General features: G+C 60.2%; 16 protein-coding genes. 9 read left to right on the forward strand and 7 right to left on the reverse strand.

Going from position 1 to position 17,245, the window contains the following annotated elements:
• Window positions 1–170 precede the first annotated feature (170 nt).
• Window positions 171–323, reverse strand: coding sequence for a hypothetical protein (locus tag HMPREF2975_RS12490; RefSeq protein WP_193599984.1), 153 nt, complete (start codon window positions 321–323; stop codon window positions 171–173).
• Window positions 324–642: 319 nt separating this feature from the next.
• Here HMPREF2975_RS12490 and HMPREF2975_RS12235 point away from each other — a divergent pair, with 319 nt between their 5' ends.
• The gene (locus HMPREF2975_RS12235; RefSeq protein ID WP_070725992.1) at window positions 643–2,103 is read left to right on the forward strand and encodes a DUF4352 domain-containing protein; all 1,461 of its coding nucleotides are present in this window, start codon (window positions 643–645) and stop codon (window positions 2,101–2,103) included.
• 118 nt (window positions 2,104–2,221) lie between these two features.
• Here the strand turns inward: HMPREF2975_RS12235 and HMPREF2975_RS04320 are convergent, their stop codons facing one another.
• Complete coding sequence (locus tag HMPREF2975_RS04320; RefSeq protein WP_070725993.1) at window positions 2,222–3,763, reverse strand: polysaccharide deacetylase family protein; 1,542 nt, start codon at window positions 3,761–3,763, stop codon at window positions 2,222–2,224.
• A gap of 250 nt (window positions 3,764–4,013) precedes the next feature.
• Here HMPREF2975_RS04320 and HMPREF2975_RS04325 point away from each other — a divergent pair, with 250 nt between their 5' ends.
• From HMPREF2975_RS04325 to pknB, 7 genes are read left to right on the forward strand one after another with little or no spacing between them, the layout of a single operon-like run.
• Entirely contained in the window at window positions 4,014–4,721 is a 708-nt protein-coding gene (locus HMPREF2975_RS04325) for an FhaA domain-containing protein (protein WP_058237655.1), read from the forward strand.
• Complete coding sequence (locus tag HMPREF2975_RS04330; RefSeq protein ID WP_058237654.1) at window positions 4,721–5,212, forward strand: FHA domain-containing protein FhaB/FipA; 492 nt, start codon at window positions 4,721–4,723, stop codon at window positions 5,210–5,212. The genes HMPREF2975_RS04325 and HMPREF2975_RS04330 overlap by 1 nt, the downstream gene beginning before the upstream one ends.
• 5 nt (window positions 5,213–5,217) lie before the next feature.
• Window positions 5,218–6,561, forward strand: coding sequence for a PP2C family protein-serine/threonine phosphatase (locus tag HMPREF2975_RS04335; protein WP_070726143.1), 1,344 nt, complete (start codon window positions 5,218–5,220; stop codon window positions 6,559–6,561).
• Entirely contained in the window at window positions 6,561–8,048 is a 1,488-nt protein-coding gene (locus HMPREF2975_RS04340; protein WP_083314396.1) for an FtsW/RodA/SpoVE family cell cycle protein, read from the forward strand. Before HMPREF2975_RS04335 ends, HMPREF2975_RS04340 begins: the two co-directional genes overlap by 1 nt.
• Window positions 8,045–9,499, forward strand: coding sequence for a peptidoglycan D,D-transpeptidase FtsI family protein (locus HMPREF2975_RS04345; RefSeq protein ID WP_070725996.1), 1,455 nt, complete (start codon window positions 8,045–8,047; stop codon window positions 9,497–9,499). The genes HMPREF2975_RS04340 and HMPREF2975_RS04345 overlap by 4 nt, the downstream gene beginning before the upstream one ends.
• A complete protein-coding gene (locus tag HMPREF2975_RS04350; protein ID WP_227469218.1) occupies window positions 9,496–11,211 on the forward strand; it encodes a serine/threonine-protein kinase in 1,716 nt (571 codons plus the stop codon). Before HMPREF2975_RS04345 ends, HMPREF2975_RS04350 begins: the two co-directional genes overlap by 4 nt.
• Complete coding sequence (pknB, locus tag HMPREF2975_RS04355) at window positions 11,184–13,178, forward strand: Stk1 family PASTA domain-containing Ser/Thr kinase (RefSeq protein WP_070725997.1); 1,995 nt, start codon at window positions 11,184–11,186, stop codon at window positions 13,176–13,178. Before HMPREF2975_RS04350 ends, pknB begins: the two co-directional genes overlap by 28 nt.
• A 49-nt stretch (window positions 13,179–13,227) precedes the next feature.
• On the opposite strand, the gene HMPREF2975_RS04360 is transcribed toward pknB, so the two are convergent.
• The 4 genes from HMPREF2975_RS04360 to HMPREF2975_RS04370 are packed head-to-tail and all read right to left on the reverse strand — an operon-like array spanning window position 13,228 to window position 15,740.
• A complete protein-coding gene (locus HMPREF2975_RS04360; protein ID WP_070726148.1) occupies window positions 13,228–13,932 on the reverse strand; it encodes an anthranilate synthase component II in 705 nt (234 codons plus the stop codon).
• A 26-nt stretch (window positions 13,933–13,958) separates the two neighbouring features.
• Window positions 13,959–14,111 carry a hypothetical protein gene (locus tag HMPREF2975_RS12495; protein WP_193599985.1) on the reverse strand — a complete coding sequence of 51 codons (153 nt, stop codon included), beginning with the start codon at window positions 14,109–14,111 and terminating at the stop codon, window positions 13,959–13,961.
• 47 nt (window positions 14,112–14,158) lie between these two features.
• Window positions 14,159–14,920: a class E sortase gene (locus tag HMPREF2975_RS04365; protein ID WP_083314397.1), complete on the reverse strand. Its 762-nt coding sequence runs from the start codon at window positions 14,918–14,920 to the stop codon at window positions 14,159–14,161.
• Entirely contained in the window at window positions 14,913–15,740 is an 828-nt protein-coding gene (locus tag HMPREF2975_RS04370) for a DUF881 domain-containing protein (RefSeq protein ID WP_227469221.1), read from the reverse strand. Before HMPREF2975_RS04370 ends, HMPREF2975_RS04365 begins: the two co-directional genes overlap by 8 nt.
• A 218-nt stretch (window positions 15,741–15,958) precedes the next feature.
• Between HMPREF2975_RS04370 and HMPREF2975_RS04375 the strand changes: the two genes are divergently transcribed.
• Window positions 15,959–16,225: a cell division protein CrgA gene (locus HMPREF2975_RS04375; RefSeq protein WP_058237648.1), complete on the forward strand. Its 267-nt coding sequence runs from the start codon at window positions 15,959–15,961 to the stop codon at window positions 16,223–16,225.
• Window positions 16,226–16,303: 78 nt separating this feature from the next.
• Here the strand turns inward: HMPREF2975_RS04375 and HMPREF2975_RS04380 are convergent, their stop codons facing one another.
• A complete protein-coding gene (locus HMPREF2975_RS04380) occupies window positions 16,304–17,209 on the reverse strand; it encodes a rhomboid family intramembrane serine protease (RefSeq protein WP_227469223.1) in 906 nt (301 codons plus the stop codon).
• Window positions 17,210–17,245 lie beyond the last annotated feature (36 nt).

Raw genomic sequence — 17,245 nt, forward strand, 5'->3', positions numbered from 1 at the left:
GGTGCCGACTTTAGCTAGGGGTATGTGCAATTTTCGCGTTAAATCTAGGGGAATGTGCACCAAAACAGGGAAGATCTAGGGGCATATGCAAAGCAGGCACGAAGATTTAGGTGTATGTGCACCAGACGGTGCATATACAGGGCCCACGCTCGCAGGGGACGTATCGTGGCTCACCGCCGCGCATACTCACGTATCGCGGCAGAGCCATGCTCGCGGGGAGATATCGATTCAGAGATCAGCGTTGACAGTGCGACGAGGTTCGAGGGACGTTCGTGTTGGACGCCGATGCGTCGGCATATGCGAGCAACGTTTTTCTGTGTCATGTCACCAAAAGGGATAGGTTCATAAAGAGGGCGCCGAAGCTTAATGGGCGCCCATTTCGTTATTGAACCGCACCTAGAGTCTCACCCACTTGATCGAGGACAGTCCATGACGAATCCACCCACCACCCCAGGTTCGAACGGTAACGACAGGTACTCGACGGGCACACATCGGGAACTTTCACCTTCGCCCGTCATAATGCCTCTGTTGGCGATACGCTTAAAGTGAATTGAGACCTCAATCAAAGAGCCACTTTGGGTTCCACGCCCACGCATCTGATCTACCGCACTTGCACGAATGTCGTAGAACGAAGGATGAATCATGACGAATTCACGCCCACCGACAGGTAACGACGCCAACTCGCACCAGCGATACGGCAGTAGTCCCTACGGTTTCGACAACGCACGCCAATTCGAGTCCAAGCCAGATCAGACGGCACAGTGGAATGGACAAGGCGCGAATAGCTTGAGCCAGGACGGCGATGGCCGGTTCAGCCCCGAAGGTCCCACGTCACAAGGCTCGAACTCCGACGGAGATTACGGCCGTTGGAGCCGCGACCAGCAAACAGCGCAGATGCCACCTGCACATGAGCAATGGGCAGGCAACTCGGCAAGACAGCCGGGCCAACCGGGACAGCCGGGACAACCGGGGCAAAACGGGCCAGGCTACAACGACCAGTGGTCACACAATCAGCAGTGGCCATCGTCCAATTCTCAATGGTCATCCACCCCGTCATGGCAAAACGGCCCACAGGGGCCCTATACCCCACAGGGAGCATACGGTTCGCAAGGCCCCACGAATCCGCAAGGATCGTACGGACCACAGGGACCATATGGCTCGCAGGGTCCCAACAGTCCACAAGGGCCCTACGGGCCGCAGGGGCCTCAAGGCCCTGGTGGCTCATGGTCACAGCTACCGAACCAATCCGGTGGAACAAAGAAGATCAACATCGTCGCGTTTGTTGCGCTTGGCCTTGCAGTCCTCGGCCTGATCCTCTCTGTCATTCCAGTGACGCAGATCGTAGGGTGGGTCATCCTCGGCGTCGCGTTTATTTGCTCCCTCGTCGCGCTCTTCTTGAAGAACCAGCCGCGCGTCAGCGCACTGATCGCGCTGGCAGTGACGGTTCTTTCGGCACTCATTGCTCTGGTCGTCGCCTTTATCATGGCCAATCTGTCTGACGTTGATGAGACTGTCGACGAACAGGAACAACCCTCGGCGACAGAAACTCAGGATCAAGATCCGCAAAGTAGCCCCATTGCCCCAGCACCTACCGTGCCTCTTCCGACCACGCCCCAGCAATCAGGAGACCCAGGTCAGGCAGGACAGCAGCCTGGACAGATGCCCACCCCCGGAACGGCAAGTTCGCCCCAAACCTCGAGAGACAATCCCGCAGCACTGGGAGAAACCATTACCGTTGGCCAGTGGGACGTGGCGATCAATTCATTCAATCCCGACGCCACCGACCAAATTGTGAACGGCAATATGTTCAACACTCCTCCGGATGACGGCACGGTTTACTCCCTGCTCAATGTCACTTTCACCAACAAGGGCACTGAAAAGACCCTGCCCTTCCTGGCATTCGCCTTCATCGACGAGGCAGGCCAGACGTACTACGACTATGACAACCTCGTGGGTCTGGAGGACTCGTACTACCTTCTGGACCTTGAACCGGGACAGCAAGGCACTGGTAGCGTCGCTATCCAGATCCCAGCGGGTGCGAGCGGTGTTCTTCAGGTGACAGATGTCCTGGGAACGAGCATCGCGTACGTCTCAACGCACTAGGCAATGCCTGCAGCGCCAGCGGGATGCTGCGAGGCTGGCCAATTGCCGCCTGCTGAGTAAGCATGACCGCCGGCCACCTACTCGCCAGTAACGCTGCCTCCGCGGCAGCGCCAGCCCCCTAATAATACGACTGCCCAGCCTCCACGCCACCGAGCAGCGTTGGCACTGTGACCAGCGTGAAGCCCTGGCGCTGCAACTGATCAATGATGCCCGGGACAGCTTCAATGGTCGAAGGGTGAACGTCGTGCATCAGGACGATCGACCCGGCGCGCACAGTCGCCATAATCCGATCGGTCGTGCTCTTGACGTCGCGGTTCTTCCAGTCCTCAGAATCCACATCCCAGAAGATCGCTGCCTGACCCGCCTCACTGAGCACGCCGGTTACCTTGTCATTGGTCGCTCCATACGGAGGACGCATCAGCGCCGGCAACAGCCCACTGGCCTGCTGAATCGCATCCCGCGAGCGCGCTACCTCATCACGGATCCCCTCGACCGGCAACGTGTCGAGCTGTGGGTGCGACCAGGAATGCGACCCCACCACATGCCCTTCGTTCACAGCGCGAGCGGTGATATCCGGGCGCGCCGCCACACTGGGTCCCAACTGGAAGAACGTGGCGTGCACGCCTTTCGATGCAAGCACATCGAGCAGTTTTGGCGTCAGGTTCGCATCGGGACCATCGTCGAACGTCAACGCCACACACTGCGCCGCACTGCAATCCACATTCTCGGTCGGAACCATACCCATCACACCTGATCCATCTGCGGGCAGCGGCTCGAGGGGAACGAATGGCGGTTCGGGCTGGGGAAGCCCAGCAAATTCCGCGCCTCCTGTCACCGCCGCAGTTACAGCGCGACCCAGGTCGCTCGACACCTCGGCAGCCTGATCGGGGGACACTTCCAGCACCGCGCGATCAGCGTTCACTCCACTATCAGCGTTCAGGATCAGCGCAAATGAGCCGTCCTGGCCGATTCGCACATCATCTGGCCCATGCCACGCCTCGTTCGTACGCAAGCCGAGCCTGGCCAACGCGTCCTGATAGGTTCCCGGGTCTCGATCTGCCTCACGCAACGCACGCTTGGCGGCAGGGAACAGCTGCACCCGCTCATCCTCATTGACGAGGGTGGCCGCAGGCGCCACCGTTTGGTCCTGGGTATCAACGATCCATGATGACGAGCGCGTGACCTCGCCGTCGTCGGTGCAGGTGATGGCTTCGAGGACGAACCCGATCCACTGCCCCGCAGCGAAGGACACGTCGTAGCGCACTTCCTGAGAATCCGGCCAGGATGCCATCTCAAGGGCCCGCTGCTCCATGAACGCGTTGACGTCGTCGAATCCCTGGATACCCGGCCAGGTCACAGGGATGTCTGCCGTGGACGAACGGTCAATGACATGACCGATCTGCGGGTCATCAGCGGGAAGCGCCTCAGGCATGTCAGCGACGTGGGACCGTATCCCGGCAGGTGAGGTGGGCGGGCCAGGCTGGGGTGCGCTTGACGCAGCAGACTGGCCTGATTCCTGTGTGCCCGACGGCGCAGTGTCCCCAGAACCAGGATTGCACGCCGTGAGCCCCGTGAGCACAGCGACGCACGCCAGGGCGGTGCACCACCGGTGCCGGCCGAGGCGGTTGGAACTGCCGTTGTATTCACGTAGTGCCATCATGGCGCCGATGATAGCGAGCCAATCGGCCAGAATCCACCCTTTTATGTTCCACTAGACTCAACCATGCCGGTATTGTCGTTACTATGAGTACCGACTCTGTGCCGCAGACAGCTGAAGTCCTGTCGGTCCTGTCCTCGTCGGAATGTTCGCTTAGGAGTGTTCCGCCGACACGGTTACACTGGCCTTTGCACTGCATCAGTAGTGCATGCGTGATCGGAGTGTTACGCGTGACGCAAGGGAAGGGGACGCCATGAGCATCTTTGATCGTTTCGAAAACGCGGTCGAAAAAGGTGTGAACTCGGTTTTTTCTCGTGTCTTTCGTTCCGGCCTCAAGCCAGTTGACGTGAATTCTGCAATCCGACGTGCCATGGAGGATAACCTCCAGGAAGTCTCCTCCGACCGCACCATCGCGCCCAATAAGTTCGTCGTGCGTACCTCCGTGACGGATCTGGAATCCATCGGTGACGACATGCCCGTCCTCGTCGATGAATTTGAACGCGACGCGACAGAGTACGCCACTCAGCACGGCTATGCATTGCTTGGCCCCATCGCAGTCAGTTTCGAGGAAGACGAATCTGAACTGACCGGGCAACTCATCGTTGAAGCTGCCAATGAGCGCGGCGCAGTCGCTCCAGCGACAGTGCTCGAGGCTTCCCCTGAACATCCGATCATCGATGTGGATGGAGACCGCTGGCTGCTGACCGAACCAGTCACCGTGATCGGGCGCGGCTCAGACTGCGACATTGTCATCACCGATTCAGGCGTGTCACGCCATCACCTCGAACTGCGCATCACTCCCACCGGGGTCATCGCAACAGACCTGGGTTCCACGAACGGGACTTTTGTGGAGGGACACCGCATCGATGCCGCTACGCTGGTGGATGGCAACCAACTGACGGTGGGCAGAACCCGGATTCTGTTTTGGACCCATCCTGAACCAGCTGACGAGGAACGGTGATGACAAGCGATCTGGCATTTACTGTTTTTCGCGTCGGATACCTGGCTCTGCTGTGGCTGATGGTGCTCGCCGCAGTGTCCACGCTGCGTCGAGACATTTTCGGAACCGTTGTCACCCCTCGTGGCAAGGGCCGGCGTACCGCTGACAAGAGACGCAAGAAGTCGCAGAAAGCTCGCAAGGATCGCGCATCAGATGAACTGATTCCCAGATCACTGCTCATTACAGGCGGCCCGCTGGTCGGAATGACTCTGACACTTGGCTCCGCCCAGATCACCATCGGACGCTCCCCGAACTGCATCATGGTGCTGGAGGACGAGTACGTCTCGGGGCAGCACGCCATGCTCTCCCCACAAGACGGCGAATGGGTCATCGAGGACCTCGGCTCCCGCAACGGCACGTTCGTGGACGACGAGCGCATCACACAGCCGACCGTCGTCCATCCCGGCACGACGATTCGCATCGGACAAACCACGCTTGAATTGGTCAGGTGAGCGTCGTGAGTCCTGAAGCAATCGAATTTCACTATGCAGCCCGGTCTGATATCGGACTGGTCCGCAAGAACAATCAGGACTCTGCCTACGCGGGCCCCAATTTGCTTGTACTCGCTGACGGTATGGGCGGCCCGGCCGGCGGTGATATCGCCTCATCCGTCGCGATCGCCCACCTGGCGCACCTGGATTCGGAATCATATCCAGCTGATTCGATCGCCAAGCTCCTGCATGACAGCCTGGTGGATGCACACGATGAGCTCTGTGAACGCTCGGAAACTGACCCGGAGCTGAAGGGTCTGGGAACCACCTGCATTGCGATCATGCGTGCCGGCTCAAAACTGGCGATGGTCCATATTGGTGATTCTCGTGCCTACGTGATGCGTGGCCACACCCTCACGCAGGTCACCACTGACCATTCTTTTGTCCAGTACCTTGTTGACAGTGGCCAGATCACGCCTGACGAGGCTGAACAGCATCCTCAGCGCAACGTGGTGCTGAAGATTCTAGGGGATTCGCAGGCCAGCGTGGTTCCTGACGAAACCATGCGTCAGGCTGTTGTGGGAGATCGCTGGCTGCTGTGTTCAGACGGTCTGTCCGGAGTGGTATCGGGAGACACGATCGGTTCGGTGCTGACCGAGTATGAAGATCCGGGCGAGTGCGCCGAAAAGCTCATTGACCTGGCGTTGCGTGCCGGTGGGCCTGACAATGTGACGTGCGTGATCGCGGATATTGTTCCGGCAGGCACAACGAACCAGACTGCTCCTGAAATTGTGGGTGCTGCCGCGACCGACCGTCAGGCACCCACCCGCGGAGGTGACGGTGCTGCTGCGCGCGCAGCGGCCCTGGCCCGATCAACCTCGACTCATTCACTTTCAGATCCTGACGAGGATGCCGCTGAACCTGAGCGGCCTCGCATGCGGTGGTGGACCATTGCCGTGGGTGTGCTGGCCGTAGCAGCTGTGGTCCTGGCAGGCTTTTTGGGATACCGCTGGTCACAGCAGCAGTACTATGCGATTGGCGAGGACGGGGCGGTCGCCATCTACCAGGGAATTCCTCAGACGCTGGGGCCGTGGGCCTTTTCGCACCGCGTGGAGGTCACCTCTATTTCGCTGGCTTCCCTCGATAACGTGGATCGTGAACGACTGCAGGAACCTGTCACCCGTTCCTCACGCGAGGAAATCGACGCATATATTGCGCAGCTGGCACCCGTGAGTGCCCAGGGACCAGACAGTACGGATGCCCAATCGGGTGGTGACCGGCCACAGTCATCACGTTCCTCACAGTCGGGCACCCAGCCGCAGCCACAGTCGCTCCGCCACAGTGATTCCTCCGACGTGGAGGCACTGTAATGGCAACAGTGATGGTGGCGCCGACACGTCCTCGACGCCTGGTGGAAATTGCGCTCATGGTGGTGGCACTGGCCATCGGAATCGGCGGCTACGTGCTGACGACGATCAACCGCACCGGCGTTATCCCCCCGAACCTGGGGATGCATATCGTGATCCTGCTGGTGGTTGCCATAGCCGCTGAAATCGGGATGCACGTGCTGGCACCCTACGCCGATCCTGTCATCTTGCCGATCTCGGTGGCATTGACCGGGCTGGGACTGGCGATGATTTACCGCCTGGATCTGACCTATGACATGCTCGGGCGTTACGACACTGAATCTGGTGGCCACCTCATGCCAACCAGCACGAAGCAGCTCATCATGGTGGGTGTCGCACTGGTTGCCGCAGCACTCACCTTGATCGTGGTGCGGAATCACCGCCTCCTGCGCCGCTTTACGTACACGTTCGGAGTGATCTCCCTGGTCTTGTTGCTCCTGCCCATGCTCCCTGTCATCGGCAGTGAACAAATGGGCGCGCGCGTGTGGATCCGCATGGGGCCGCTCAGCTTGCAGCCAGGCGAACTCGTCAAAGTCACCCTAGCCATCTTCTTTGCCGGCTACCTGGTCAACAAGCGGGACTCACTGGCCATCGGCGGTCCGAAGATCCTGGGAATGCGCCTGCCGCGCGCACGTGACCTAGGTCCGATCCTGGTGGTGTGGCTCATCGGCATCGCGATTCTGGTACTCCAGCGTGACTTGGGCACATCCCTCATGTTCTTCGGCATGTTCGTGGCGATCCTGTACGTGGCGACCAACCGTCCCTCGTGGCTGGTGATCGGCGTTGTCATGTTCACTCCCGCCGTTATTTTGGCAGTACGCGCGTTCCCACACGTTCAGAACCGTTTCAACGTATGGCTCAATGCCCTGGACAATGACGTGTACAACGCGCAAGTGGGGTCCTATCAGGTCGTCCAGGGCCTCTTCGGTCAGGCTTCCGGCGGACTGATGGGCACCGGCTGGGGGCGTGGCTACCCGCACCTCGTGGTCCACGCCGAGTCCGACTTCATCTTGTCGTCACTGGCTGAAGAGCTCGGACTGACCGGGCTGCTGGCCATTTTGCTGCTGTACCTGATTTTGATCGAGCGCGGTTTGCGCGCAGCCATCGGTGTGCGCGACGGATTCGGCAAGCTACTGGCTGCTGGTTTGAGCTTCTCACTGGGACTTCAGGTGTTCGTCGTCCTGGGGGGTATTACGCGAGTCATTCCGTTGACCGGCCTGACTGCCCCTTTCCTTGCTGCCGGCGGATCATCGATGGTGGCGTCGTGGGTGATGATCGCGTTGCTGGTGCGTATTTCCGATGCTGCGAGGCGCCCCACCCGCCCGATCCCCTCCTCAGCAATCAGTGGACACGCTTCCCACGCCGGTGACAATGCGCTGGCTCAGTCACGCTCCGCAAGTGCCGATCACCGCACAACCGCCACTGCATCTGAGGGTGGTGAGGCACAGTGAACACGCAGATCCGCAGATTGTTCCTGTTGATGCTTGTCATGTTTGCCGCCCTGGCATGCGCGGCAACGTCTATCCAGTTCTTCCAGGCTCCATCCCTGAACGCAGATGGACGTAATACTCGCACCATCTTGCACGCCGCAGAAATCGATCGTGGCCCCATTATCGTCGGTGGTGACGCCGTTGCTTCTTCCTCAAAGGAGGAGGGCTCTGCACGCTTCCAACGCTACTACTCGCAAGGCCCGCTCTACGCACATGTCACTGGCTACTTTTCTTCTGTGTTTTCTCAGGCCAGCGGCATTGAGCGCGCATCCGAAGACGTTCTGGATGGCCGGTCGGACGCCCTCCTGATGCATCGGATCCGCACCCTGTTCACAGGGTCGGAGCGTCAGGGCGGTGGCGTGGTTCTGACACTGAATGAACAGATGCAGCAGGTGGCAGCTGAAGAACTCGGTGCCAGGAAAGGCGCGGTGGTCGCCCTCGACCCAAAAACTGGAGCGGTACTGGCCTTGTATTCATCACCCAGCTACGATCCCAATCCACTGGCCTCTTTCGATGCTCAGACTGTTCAAAATGCCTATGACGCCCTGGTTGCCGACCCTGCGCAGCCGCTGACGAACCGTGCGATCGCGGGAAATCGGTACGCACCAGGGTCAGCGTTCAAGATCCTGACGGCAGCAGCCCTGCTCGAAAACGGCATGACACCCGATACGCCCGTCGATTCGCCGGTGGAGACACCACTGCCCGAGTCCACTACGACGGTGTCGAATATCGAATCCACAACCTGCGGCAACGGAAAACCTGCCTTGCGTGAAGCATTCGCCCGCTCCTGCAACACCTCCTTTGTCATTGCCTCTCAGCAGCTGCCTGACACGGCACTGGCCAACATGGCCGAGCGTTTTCAATTCGGAACGGAACTGTCCATTCCGCTGACGGTGACACCCTCGCGTTACCCGGAAGATGCCAATGCGCCTGAACGGGCGCTCACATCGATCGGACAGTTTGACGTCCAGGTGACCCCGATGCAGATGGCGATGGTGGCCGCGGCGGTGGGTAACCACGGCGTCATGATGAAGCCGCAGCTCATACGTGAGATCGTGGACGCCGATCTGCAGTCCACTCAGCAGATGACACCGACCAGGCTTGCTGAACCGATCAGCGCTGGTGTGGCCTCCCAGCTGACCTCGATGATGGTGTCAACGGTGAATGAGCCGTACGGCACGGGCGGCCTGATGGCGCTGAGCAACTGGCAAGTGGCGGCAAAGACCGGCACGGCGGAAACGGGTGACGGGTCCGGCAAGGCCAATGCGTGGACCGTTGCGTTCGCCCCGGCCGACGACCCGCAGATCGCGATAGCCGTTTTGGTGGAAGGTGATGATGAACAGCCCGTACCTCATGGTGGTGACACGGCCGGTCCGATCGCACGTGCCGTTTTGGAGGCTGGCCTGCAATGAGTGAAGCAACGCATAACCATTACATGCCCGGACACTTGCTGGGCGGGCGCTACATGCTGCTCACGCGGATCGCACAGGGCGGCATGGGTGAAGTGTGGAAGGCACGTGATAAGCAGACCGGGCACATCGTGGCGGCCAAAGTGTTGCGGCCGGAACTGTCCGGCCATCAGCTTCCGCTGTCCCGTCTGCGCATCGAGGCACGTAACGCGATGCGTATCGAGCATCCCAACATTGCGTCTGTTCTGGATTCGGGCGAGGCCGGCGGGTATGGCTGGATCATGATGGAGTTGGTCGAGGGCCGCCCCCTGACGGACTACCTGCGCGGTGGGCGCACCCTGGAGGTGCGGGACATCATTCCGATGATGATTCAGGTGGCGATGGCTCTGCACGCAGCGGCAGCGGCAGGAGTGGTGCATCGCGATATCAAACCGGCCAATATCCTGATCAGGCCTGACGGAGTCGTCAAACTCACCGACTTTGGGATCTCCCGCACTGCCGATCAGGCCGCTATGACAGCGGCAGGCATGGTGATGGGAACCGCTCAGTACCTGCCTCCCGAGCAGGCAATGGGTGAAGTGGCGACAACCCTTGGGGATCTGTACGCCCTTGGTGTCATTGCCTACGAAGCTGCATCGGGTAAGCGCCCGTTCACGGGAAAGACCCAGGTCGATATTGCGTTTGCGCACGTCAATGACCCTGTGCCGCCGCTGCCATTCAGCGTGCCTGAACCGTTTGCTCGGATCGTGATGAAGCTGCTGGAGAAGAACCCGAAGTCTCGTCCCCAATCCGGTGCGGCTCTGGCTCGTGAACTGGTTCAGGCTGCTCACACGCTGCACCTGTCGACAGCTCCCCGCCCGCTTCCTGCCCTTGAGATTACCGACGACACCACCGCTCAGCCGCCCGTCATCGCGCCGTCCCACCAGGACACGTCAGCCACGCCTGCCATGCCAGCGACTCCTGCCGGGGGTGGCCCTGCTCTCGCTGATGCAACAACGTCTGTCGCTCCCGTTCTGGATCTGACAATCGATACCACCATTGACGAGGATGCCCTCGACAAACCACTGGATCCCCGCGAGCGGCGTCGACGAGAACTGGTGGCTCGCCTCAAACAGCGCGCCGAGGAACGCCAGCGTCAGGAGCAGCGTCAACGCGAAGAAGTGGAAGCTCAGGCGACAGCGGAGCGCGAACGTGAGGCACATGAACGCCGCCTGCAGGCCGGTAGGCAACGTCAGGAGCGTCAGGAAGCGCTAAGGCGACAAAGCGCGCGTGCCACTGCGCAGGCACGCGACACCAAGCATGAGGCGTCCCGCAGTCACTCCGGGTCGACAGGGCACTCCCCTGCCGCCTCGACTAAGAATCGCGCATCCGGTGCGTCGACAGCTGCGCACACATCTGGCTCGTCGAGCGATGGTCGCCCACGCGTCCGGTGGCACGCAGTGGACCGTGCGAATGCGCGCAACGGGTTCAACAAGCACGATGAGGCGAGCTCGCCGACACCCACGCGCTTCAACCGTTCGCAGGTGTCACCGCCACTGACACGGCGCGATGTCCTGGGACGGGCGTTGATCATCGCACTGATCTTTGTCACGATCGTCCTGATCGTCATTGCCACCCTTTACAATAGATTTGGATCATTGTCTCTACCCCTAGGGATGAGTCAATTCATCATCGAGGAGGCTCACACATGGCCGATTCCATGGCCCACCGTCTAGGCGGACGCTACGAAATCCGCTCGCTCATCGGGCGAGGCGGCATGGCGGAAGTCCGCCTGGGATTCGACACGCGCCTGAGTCGCATCGTCGCGATCAAGATGCTGCGAACAGACCTGGCGCGCGATTCGATCTTCCAGACCCGTTTCCGCCGTGAAGCGCAGGCGGCAGCCTCTTTGAACCACCCCAATATCGTCGCCGTGTATGACACTGGCGAAGAGGTCGTCACCACGCCCGATGGTTCGGGAGTATCCGTCCCCTACATCGTGATGGAGTACGTCGAAGGACACACCGTTAAGGATCTGCTGGCTGACGGCACTCCGGTTCCGATCGACGAGGCGGTCGAGATCGTATCCGGCGTCTTGTCGGCACTGGAATATTCCCACTCGCAGTCGCTCGTCCACCGCGACATCAAGCCGGGCAACATCATGCTCACCACTGACGGCAAGGTCAAGGTGATGGATTTTGGTATCGCCCGCGCTCTGACAGATTCTCAGGCGACCATGACGCAGACCAATGCGGTAGTCGGCACGGCGCAGTACCTGTCCCCTGAGCAGGCCCGCGGTGAACAGGTCGACGCGCGTTCCGACTTGTACTCCACCGGCATCGTCCTCTTTGAACTGCTCACAGGCCGGCCGCCGTTCAAGGGAGATTCCGCCGTTGCCGTGGCCTATCAGCATGTCTCCTCGACGCCACCGCTGCCCTCGTCCATTACACCGGATATTCCGGAGTCGCTTGACCGAGTGGTGATGAAGTGCCTGGCGAAGGATCGTGAGGATCGGTACTCCTCAGCAGCATCGATGCGTTCTGACCTGATCCGGGCCGTACACGGTGCTGACGTGGATGCACCTGCCACCCAGGTGTGGGAGACGGCCGCACTGGCCAATGCGGGCAGCTCATCTGGTGCGACCGCCACGATGCCGTTGTCGCAGATGTCATCGCCTCCCCCGCCACCGCCGAGCTATACGAACAGGAACCGTGCCCAGTACGCTGACACGTCTGTGGCGACCGAGGAGGAAGCAGAACCGCGCAAGAAGCGCACAGGTCTGATCGTCGCACTGGTGATTCTTCTGATTGGCGCGCTGGGAATCGGTGCGGTCGCCCTCATGCAGTCGAACAAGGATCCTGAAAAGGTCACCGTTCCTGATGCTCTGATCGGCATGACGCAGGAGGAAGCCAAACAGGCTGTCGAAGGTGCGGGGCTGGTCTTCGCCATTGGTGATCCCGTCGAATCGGAAGATGTGGAAGAAGGCCGCGTCGCTCAGTCTGATCCGCCGCCCTCCACCCAGGTCGAAGAAGGCTCGTCAGTTACTGTGTTCCTCTCCTCGGGACCAGCTTCCCAGCCCGTTCCTGATGTCACCGGCAATCCGGTGGATCAGGCGCGCACAATCCTGGAAAACGCCGGTTTCGAAGTAAAGGTCTCCGACCAGAAGAAGCCATCCGATGATATTGCTGAAGGCAGCGTCGTCGAAACCTCACCGAAGGCTAAGGAAATGGCCAAGAAGGGATCGACGGTTACGCTCATCGTGTCCTCGGGCAGCAACCAGGTTGCCGTTCCTGATGTCAACGGAATGAGCCAGGAGCAGGCGCGTTCCACGATCGAAGCAGCCGGACTGCGGGTCGGATCGGTCACGAGCGTCGATTCCGCCGAGCAGGCGAAGGATCGTGTCGTCTCCTCCGCACCCGCTGCCGGTGAAAAAGTCGCCAAGGATTCAGAAATCACGCTGCAGCTTGCGTCCGGAAATGTGGCTATCCCTGCCGGCCTTCCCGGCCAGTCCCAGGAAGCTGTGGTCAACGCTCTCAAGGAACTCAAACTGGTTCCGGATGTGTACGAGATGGACAGCAACGATGTCGCCAAGGGAATGGTCGTCAACGTTGAGCCCGGCGAAGGCCAGCTCGTCTCCCAGGGTGGCACGGTGAAGGTGTACGTCTCGAGGGGATCGTCCTCAGGCTCTCAAAGTGGCAACTAAGTAATCGACGGTAAGCGCCGGCTCGGTGCCCGGCCCCGCGGTCGGCCCGTTAGTCGGTTAGCTCAGAGCGCTCGGCAACCACAGGTGTCAGCTCACGTGCGCGCCTGGGCGCATCCGCGTCACCGCAGGCTGCCAACCAGTTGGCCAGCATGAGGTGGCCCGAGCGCGTCATCACCGATTCAGGATGGAACTGCACGCCCTCAAGAGGAAGCTCTCTGTGGCGCAACGCCATGATGATGCCACTGTCCGTGGTCGCACTGACCTCCAGGCACTCCGGCACCGTCGCAGGATCGACAACCAGCGAGTGATAACGCGTGACGGTGAGAGGATTCTCCGCGCCGGCGAAAACACCGCGCCCATCGTGCGTAATCGGTGAGGTCTTACCGTGCATCAATTCGGGAGCGCGCACCACGTCCGCTCCGAAATACTCACCCAGTCCCTGATGCCCCAGGCACACTCCCAGCATCGGTACGTGCCATCTGGCACACACATCGATCACATCAAGCAGGCTTCCTGCCTCCTCGGGTCGGCCTGGCCCGGGTGAGACGAGCACGCCGTCATACGTACGCTCACCATCAGCAGCGGCCCCGCGGGCGCCCTCGTCAATGAGGGAAAGATCCACCTGGTCGTTACGCACGACGTCCACGTGCGCGCCGAGGTGACGCAGGTAGCCGACGATGGTCCAGACGAATGAGTCATAGTTGTCCACGCACAGGATTCGACGCTGGCGCGGAGCAGATTCGGTTGGGGCCATTGACGAGTCGTTTCCAGGTGTTGTCATCAGACGGTGACGTTCCCGTCAATGTAAGTGGACTGGAACCACGGGAACACCCATTGGAACAGCACGGCGATGACAAGAACGATCAGCAAAATAGCCTCGATGGTCTTGAGCCAGGCCGGGCCAGGTAGGTGGCGGAAAATCCATGCGTACATGTTGGTCGAATCCTCTCTTCACACGCGGGGCAAGACAAATACGGCGGTCATTTCGCAGGCTCGTTGGCCAGTGCTGCAGGAACACCGGTTTCCTTGGGCGTCCACGAATCCAGCTTGAGGTGCACGATGTATCGCTCCGTGTTCGACCACTCGGGATGGCACGTCGTCATCGTCATCCACCGCTCGGTAGGGGTTTCAGAAAAACTGAGGTCGCCGGGGACTGGAGCGATCGTCTTGATGTTTGTTTCATCGTCGGCGGAGTAGATCTCGAAATTGTCCATCGTGTACACGTAGTACGTGTTGGCCGTTTCGACAACGACCTGGTCACCAGGTTCGAGGCGGTCAATGAAACGGAAGTTGTTGCCGTAGGTTCGCCTGTGCCCGGCGACAGAGAAATTGCCGAGGGCGCCCGGCTGAGCCGTTTCCACGTAGTGCCCGGCATACGCTTTCGCGAGCACATCGGGAGTGGTGCCTTCAGCAAGCGGAATCTTTGCCCAGTTCCATTTCGGCACGTGAACAACGCCGTACACCTCACCAGGAGCAGGCTGATCGATCGCCGGTGGTTCATCCGTGCGCCGTTCACCTGATTTTTGCGGGGCCTGGTGTTCCTGTTCGAATTGCAGAACCGTTTCCTGCGCCGGCCCGCTGACTTGGTAGCTCGTCCAGAACAACTGCCAGAACGCGAAGAGGCCCAGGATGATGGCAACGGTGATGAGCAACTCACCGATCACTCCGATGATGCGGGTCGGCAATGATGCTGGGGCGCTCTCAATCCTCCGGACGTGAGCCGGTGTGCCTGAACTAGCCATGATCCTCCACAATGCGCGCGTACTGAGGTGAAGTGTCTTCGGGCAGTGCGGTGAATGTCAAGTCCTTTTCTTCATCCAGACGCCAGCCCAGGCCGTACTTCACGACATACCTCTTATAGTTGATTATTCTCTCATCTGAATTGATTGCTCGCTTGAGGCGATCAGGATCGCCTATGGCGGAAATCGCATACGGCGGTGAATACGAGGTGCCGTCCACCAGGATGACGTTGCCGATACAGCGAATGACCGAGCGTGACGTGACGCGCTTGCCCTGCACCGTCATCGCTTCCGCACCGCCGCGCCACAACGCATTCATCACATCTTCAATGTCCTGCTGGTGAATCACCAGATCGTCGGGCTGGGCGCCCTCGGGCAGAATCTGATCTGCAGGCGCGTCAGTGAGCGTGACGGTGACACCCGGCCCCTGAACAGCGGTAGTCGTTCCGATCGGGATTGACGAGGCAGCTCCCTCATTCGTTGCAGGATCGTCACTCGATGAGGTGGTGTCCACGTAGCGATGGATGGATTCGCGCAGGCTGTTGCGCTGATCTGTCAGCTCCTGAACGGTTTCCTGCCTGTCTCGCACCATGGACAGCAGGTTGACGTCGCTGCTTGATGCCTGGCCCCGCGTATTGGAGGCCGCTATGCCGAAGACGACGCCGCAGGTGACCATCACGACCAGGATTGCCAGTGCTGAGCGGGTTTTCTTCCACGTTCGTCTCTTGGGCGAACGCTCCCCTGAACGTTTACGTGGTGGATCCATCCGCGCACGCGGGGCATAGCTCGGCGGAGGTGACTGCGGCGAATCGCTGTCGCTCATCATCCCTCCTGACTGGTCGGACCATATCTGAGCGGTGGGTGCATCACGTTGGCAGGCGGCAGACCACAGTGAGATAGACCGAAAACGACCACCGCGCGTCGATCGCTTTGGCCGATACCCCACTCCGAGACTACGCTAGAGGATATCCAGGCGCATAACGCGCCACGGCAGTTATTCAAGTCCCGGCCCCATTCCGGGAGAGCGATCAGGAGTAGGTTGTGGCCGAGTCGAAAAAACGCAAGCGCAAAAGCGGCGAAGTAGCTGAGCAGGATACCGAAGTCCACTCATGGACTGAAGACATCCCCATGAGCCCATCGTGGTGGGCTCCGGCTTTCATTACACTGCTCATTGTTGGCCTGGTGTGGGTCATGGTGTACTACATCTCGTCCGCACGCTTCCCGATCCCCGGTATCTCATGGTGGAACCTGGTCATCGGTTTCGGCATTATGCTGATCGGTTTCCTGATGACGCTGCGCTGGCGGTAAGCTCGGCTGCTCGGCGAGCGCGCTGACTTCATTTACCATGCGGCGGCGCTCACCTCACCTCGTCCGCCCGTAAACCGACTAGTAGTTCAAAGCGAGCAACGCGGCATATTCCACAGCCACCACGGCGCACACGGCGATCAGCATTCCTGCACCGGCCAGTGCGCTGATGCGTGTCTTGCGCGTGGCCTCGGCCTGACGGTTGACGACGACCTCACCGCTCCTGCGACGCGGCGGGCGCCTCATGATATGCGCAAAGCCCCACGTCACCAGCGCGCCCACGATCATGCCGCCGACATGCGCCTGCCAGGAAATATTGGGCACGATGAAGCCGTAACCGAGGTTGATTGCCAGCAGGATCAGAATCGATGTCGTATTGATCCCGCTCATCTTCTGAAGGACGAAAATCGCGGCGAACAGGCCGAATACGGCGCCCGACGCCCCAACAGTGGTCACCAACAGTGTTTGTCGGCTGACGAAGCACCAGGCCAGGACACCGGCACTGCCACCGATCGCGCTGGCGATATACAGGATGAGGAAACGCCACCATCCAAGCACAGGCTCGATGCTCGAGCCGACAAACCACAGTGCGACGAGGTTGAACAGGATGTGCAGGACGTTGGCATGCAGGAATGCAGTCGTCAGAATTCGCCAGGGCTCAAGCCATCCGATCGCCGGCATGAACGCCAGGGAACTGTAGACCTGCGGAATGAGCTTCATCGCCACGAATGTCACTGCGCACAGGCCAATAAGCACCATCGTCACGGTCGGTTTTTGAGTCCAGCGCATCTGACGGCGTCCGCGTCGGCCTCGTTTCTTCGCACAGTCCACACACATGGCGCGCACTTCCACCGGTACACGGCACTGCGAGCACATCGGCCGGTTACATACCTTGCAGTAGTCGATGGACTGCACATCAGGGTGGCGTGGACACGGCGGAGCCGCATTCGGGTCTGAACGCTGACCGTACTGAGGCATCTTGGCCATACTCATCCTTTGTTCGAACTCACCGTTGGAAGGGCT

Source organism: Actinomyces sp. HMSC065F12 (assembly GCF_001814535.1).
GTDB classification, from domain to species: Bacteria; Actinomycetota; Actinomycetes; order Actinomycetales; family Actinomycetaceae; genus Pauljensenia; species Pauljensenia radingae_A.

Excerpts from the sequence above, each read along its gene's own strand:
- HMPREF2975_RS04365 (WP_083314397.1), bottom strand. The coding sequence starts at position 14,920 with ATGGCTAGTTCAGGCACACCGGCTCACGTCCGGAGGATTGAGAGCGCC.
- HMPREF2975_RS04320 (WP_070725993.1), bottom strand. The coding sequence starts at position 3,763 with ATGATGGCACTACGTGAATACAACGGCAGTTCCAACCGCCTCGGCCGG.
- HMPREF2975_RS04340 (WP_083314396.1), top strand. The coding sequence starts at position 6,561 with ATGGCAACAGTGATGGTGGCGCCGACACGTCCTCGACGCCTGGTGGAA.
- HMPREF2975_RS12490 (WP_193599984.1), bottom strand. The coding sequence starts at position 323 with ATGACACAGAAAAACGTTGCTCGCATATGCCGACGCATCGGCGTCCAA.
- HMPREF2975_RS12495 (WP_193599985.1), bottom strand. The coding sequence starts at position 14,111 with ATGTACGCATGGATTTTCCGCCACCTACCTGGCCCGGCCTGGCTCAAG.
- HMPREF2975_RS04350 (WP_227469218.1), top strand. The coding sequence starts at position 9,496 with ATGAGTGAAGCAACGCATAACCATTACATGCCCGGACACTTGCTGGGC.
- HMPREF2975_RS04380 (WP_227469223.1), bottom strand. The coding sequence starts at position 17,209 with ATGGCCAAGATGCCTCAGTACGGTCAGCGTTCAGACCCGAATGCGGCT.
- HMPREF2975_RS04330 (WP_058237654.1), top strand. The coding sequence starts at position 4,721 with ATGACAAGCGATCTGGCATTTACTGTTTTTCGCGTCGGATACCTGGCT.
- HMPREF2975_RS04360 (WP_070726148.1), bottom strand. The coding sequence starts at position 13,932 with ATGGCCCCAACCGAATCTGCTCCGCGCCAGCGTCGAATCCTGTGCGTG.
- HMPREF2975_RS04370 (WP_227469221.1), bottom strand. The coding sequence starts at position 15,740 with ATGAGCGACAGCGATTCGCCGCAGTCACCTCCGCCGAGCTATGCCCCG.
- HMPREF2975_RS12235 (WP_070725992.1), top strand. The coding sequence starts at position 643 with ATGACGAATTCACGCCCACCGACAGGTAACGACGCCAACTCGCACCAG.
- HMPREF2975_RS04325 (WP_058237655.1), top strand. The coding sequence starts at position 4,014 with ATGAGCATCTTTGATCGTTTCGAAAACGCGGTCGAAAAAGGTGTGAAC.
- pknB (WP_070725997.1), top strand. The coding sequence starts at position 11,184 with ATGGCCGATTCCATGGCCCACCGTCTAGGCGGACGCTACGAAATCCGC.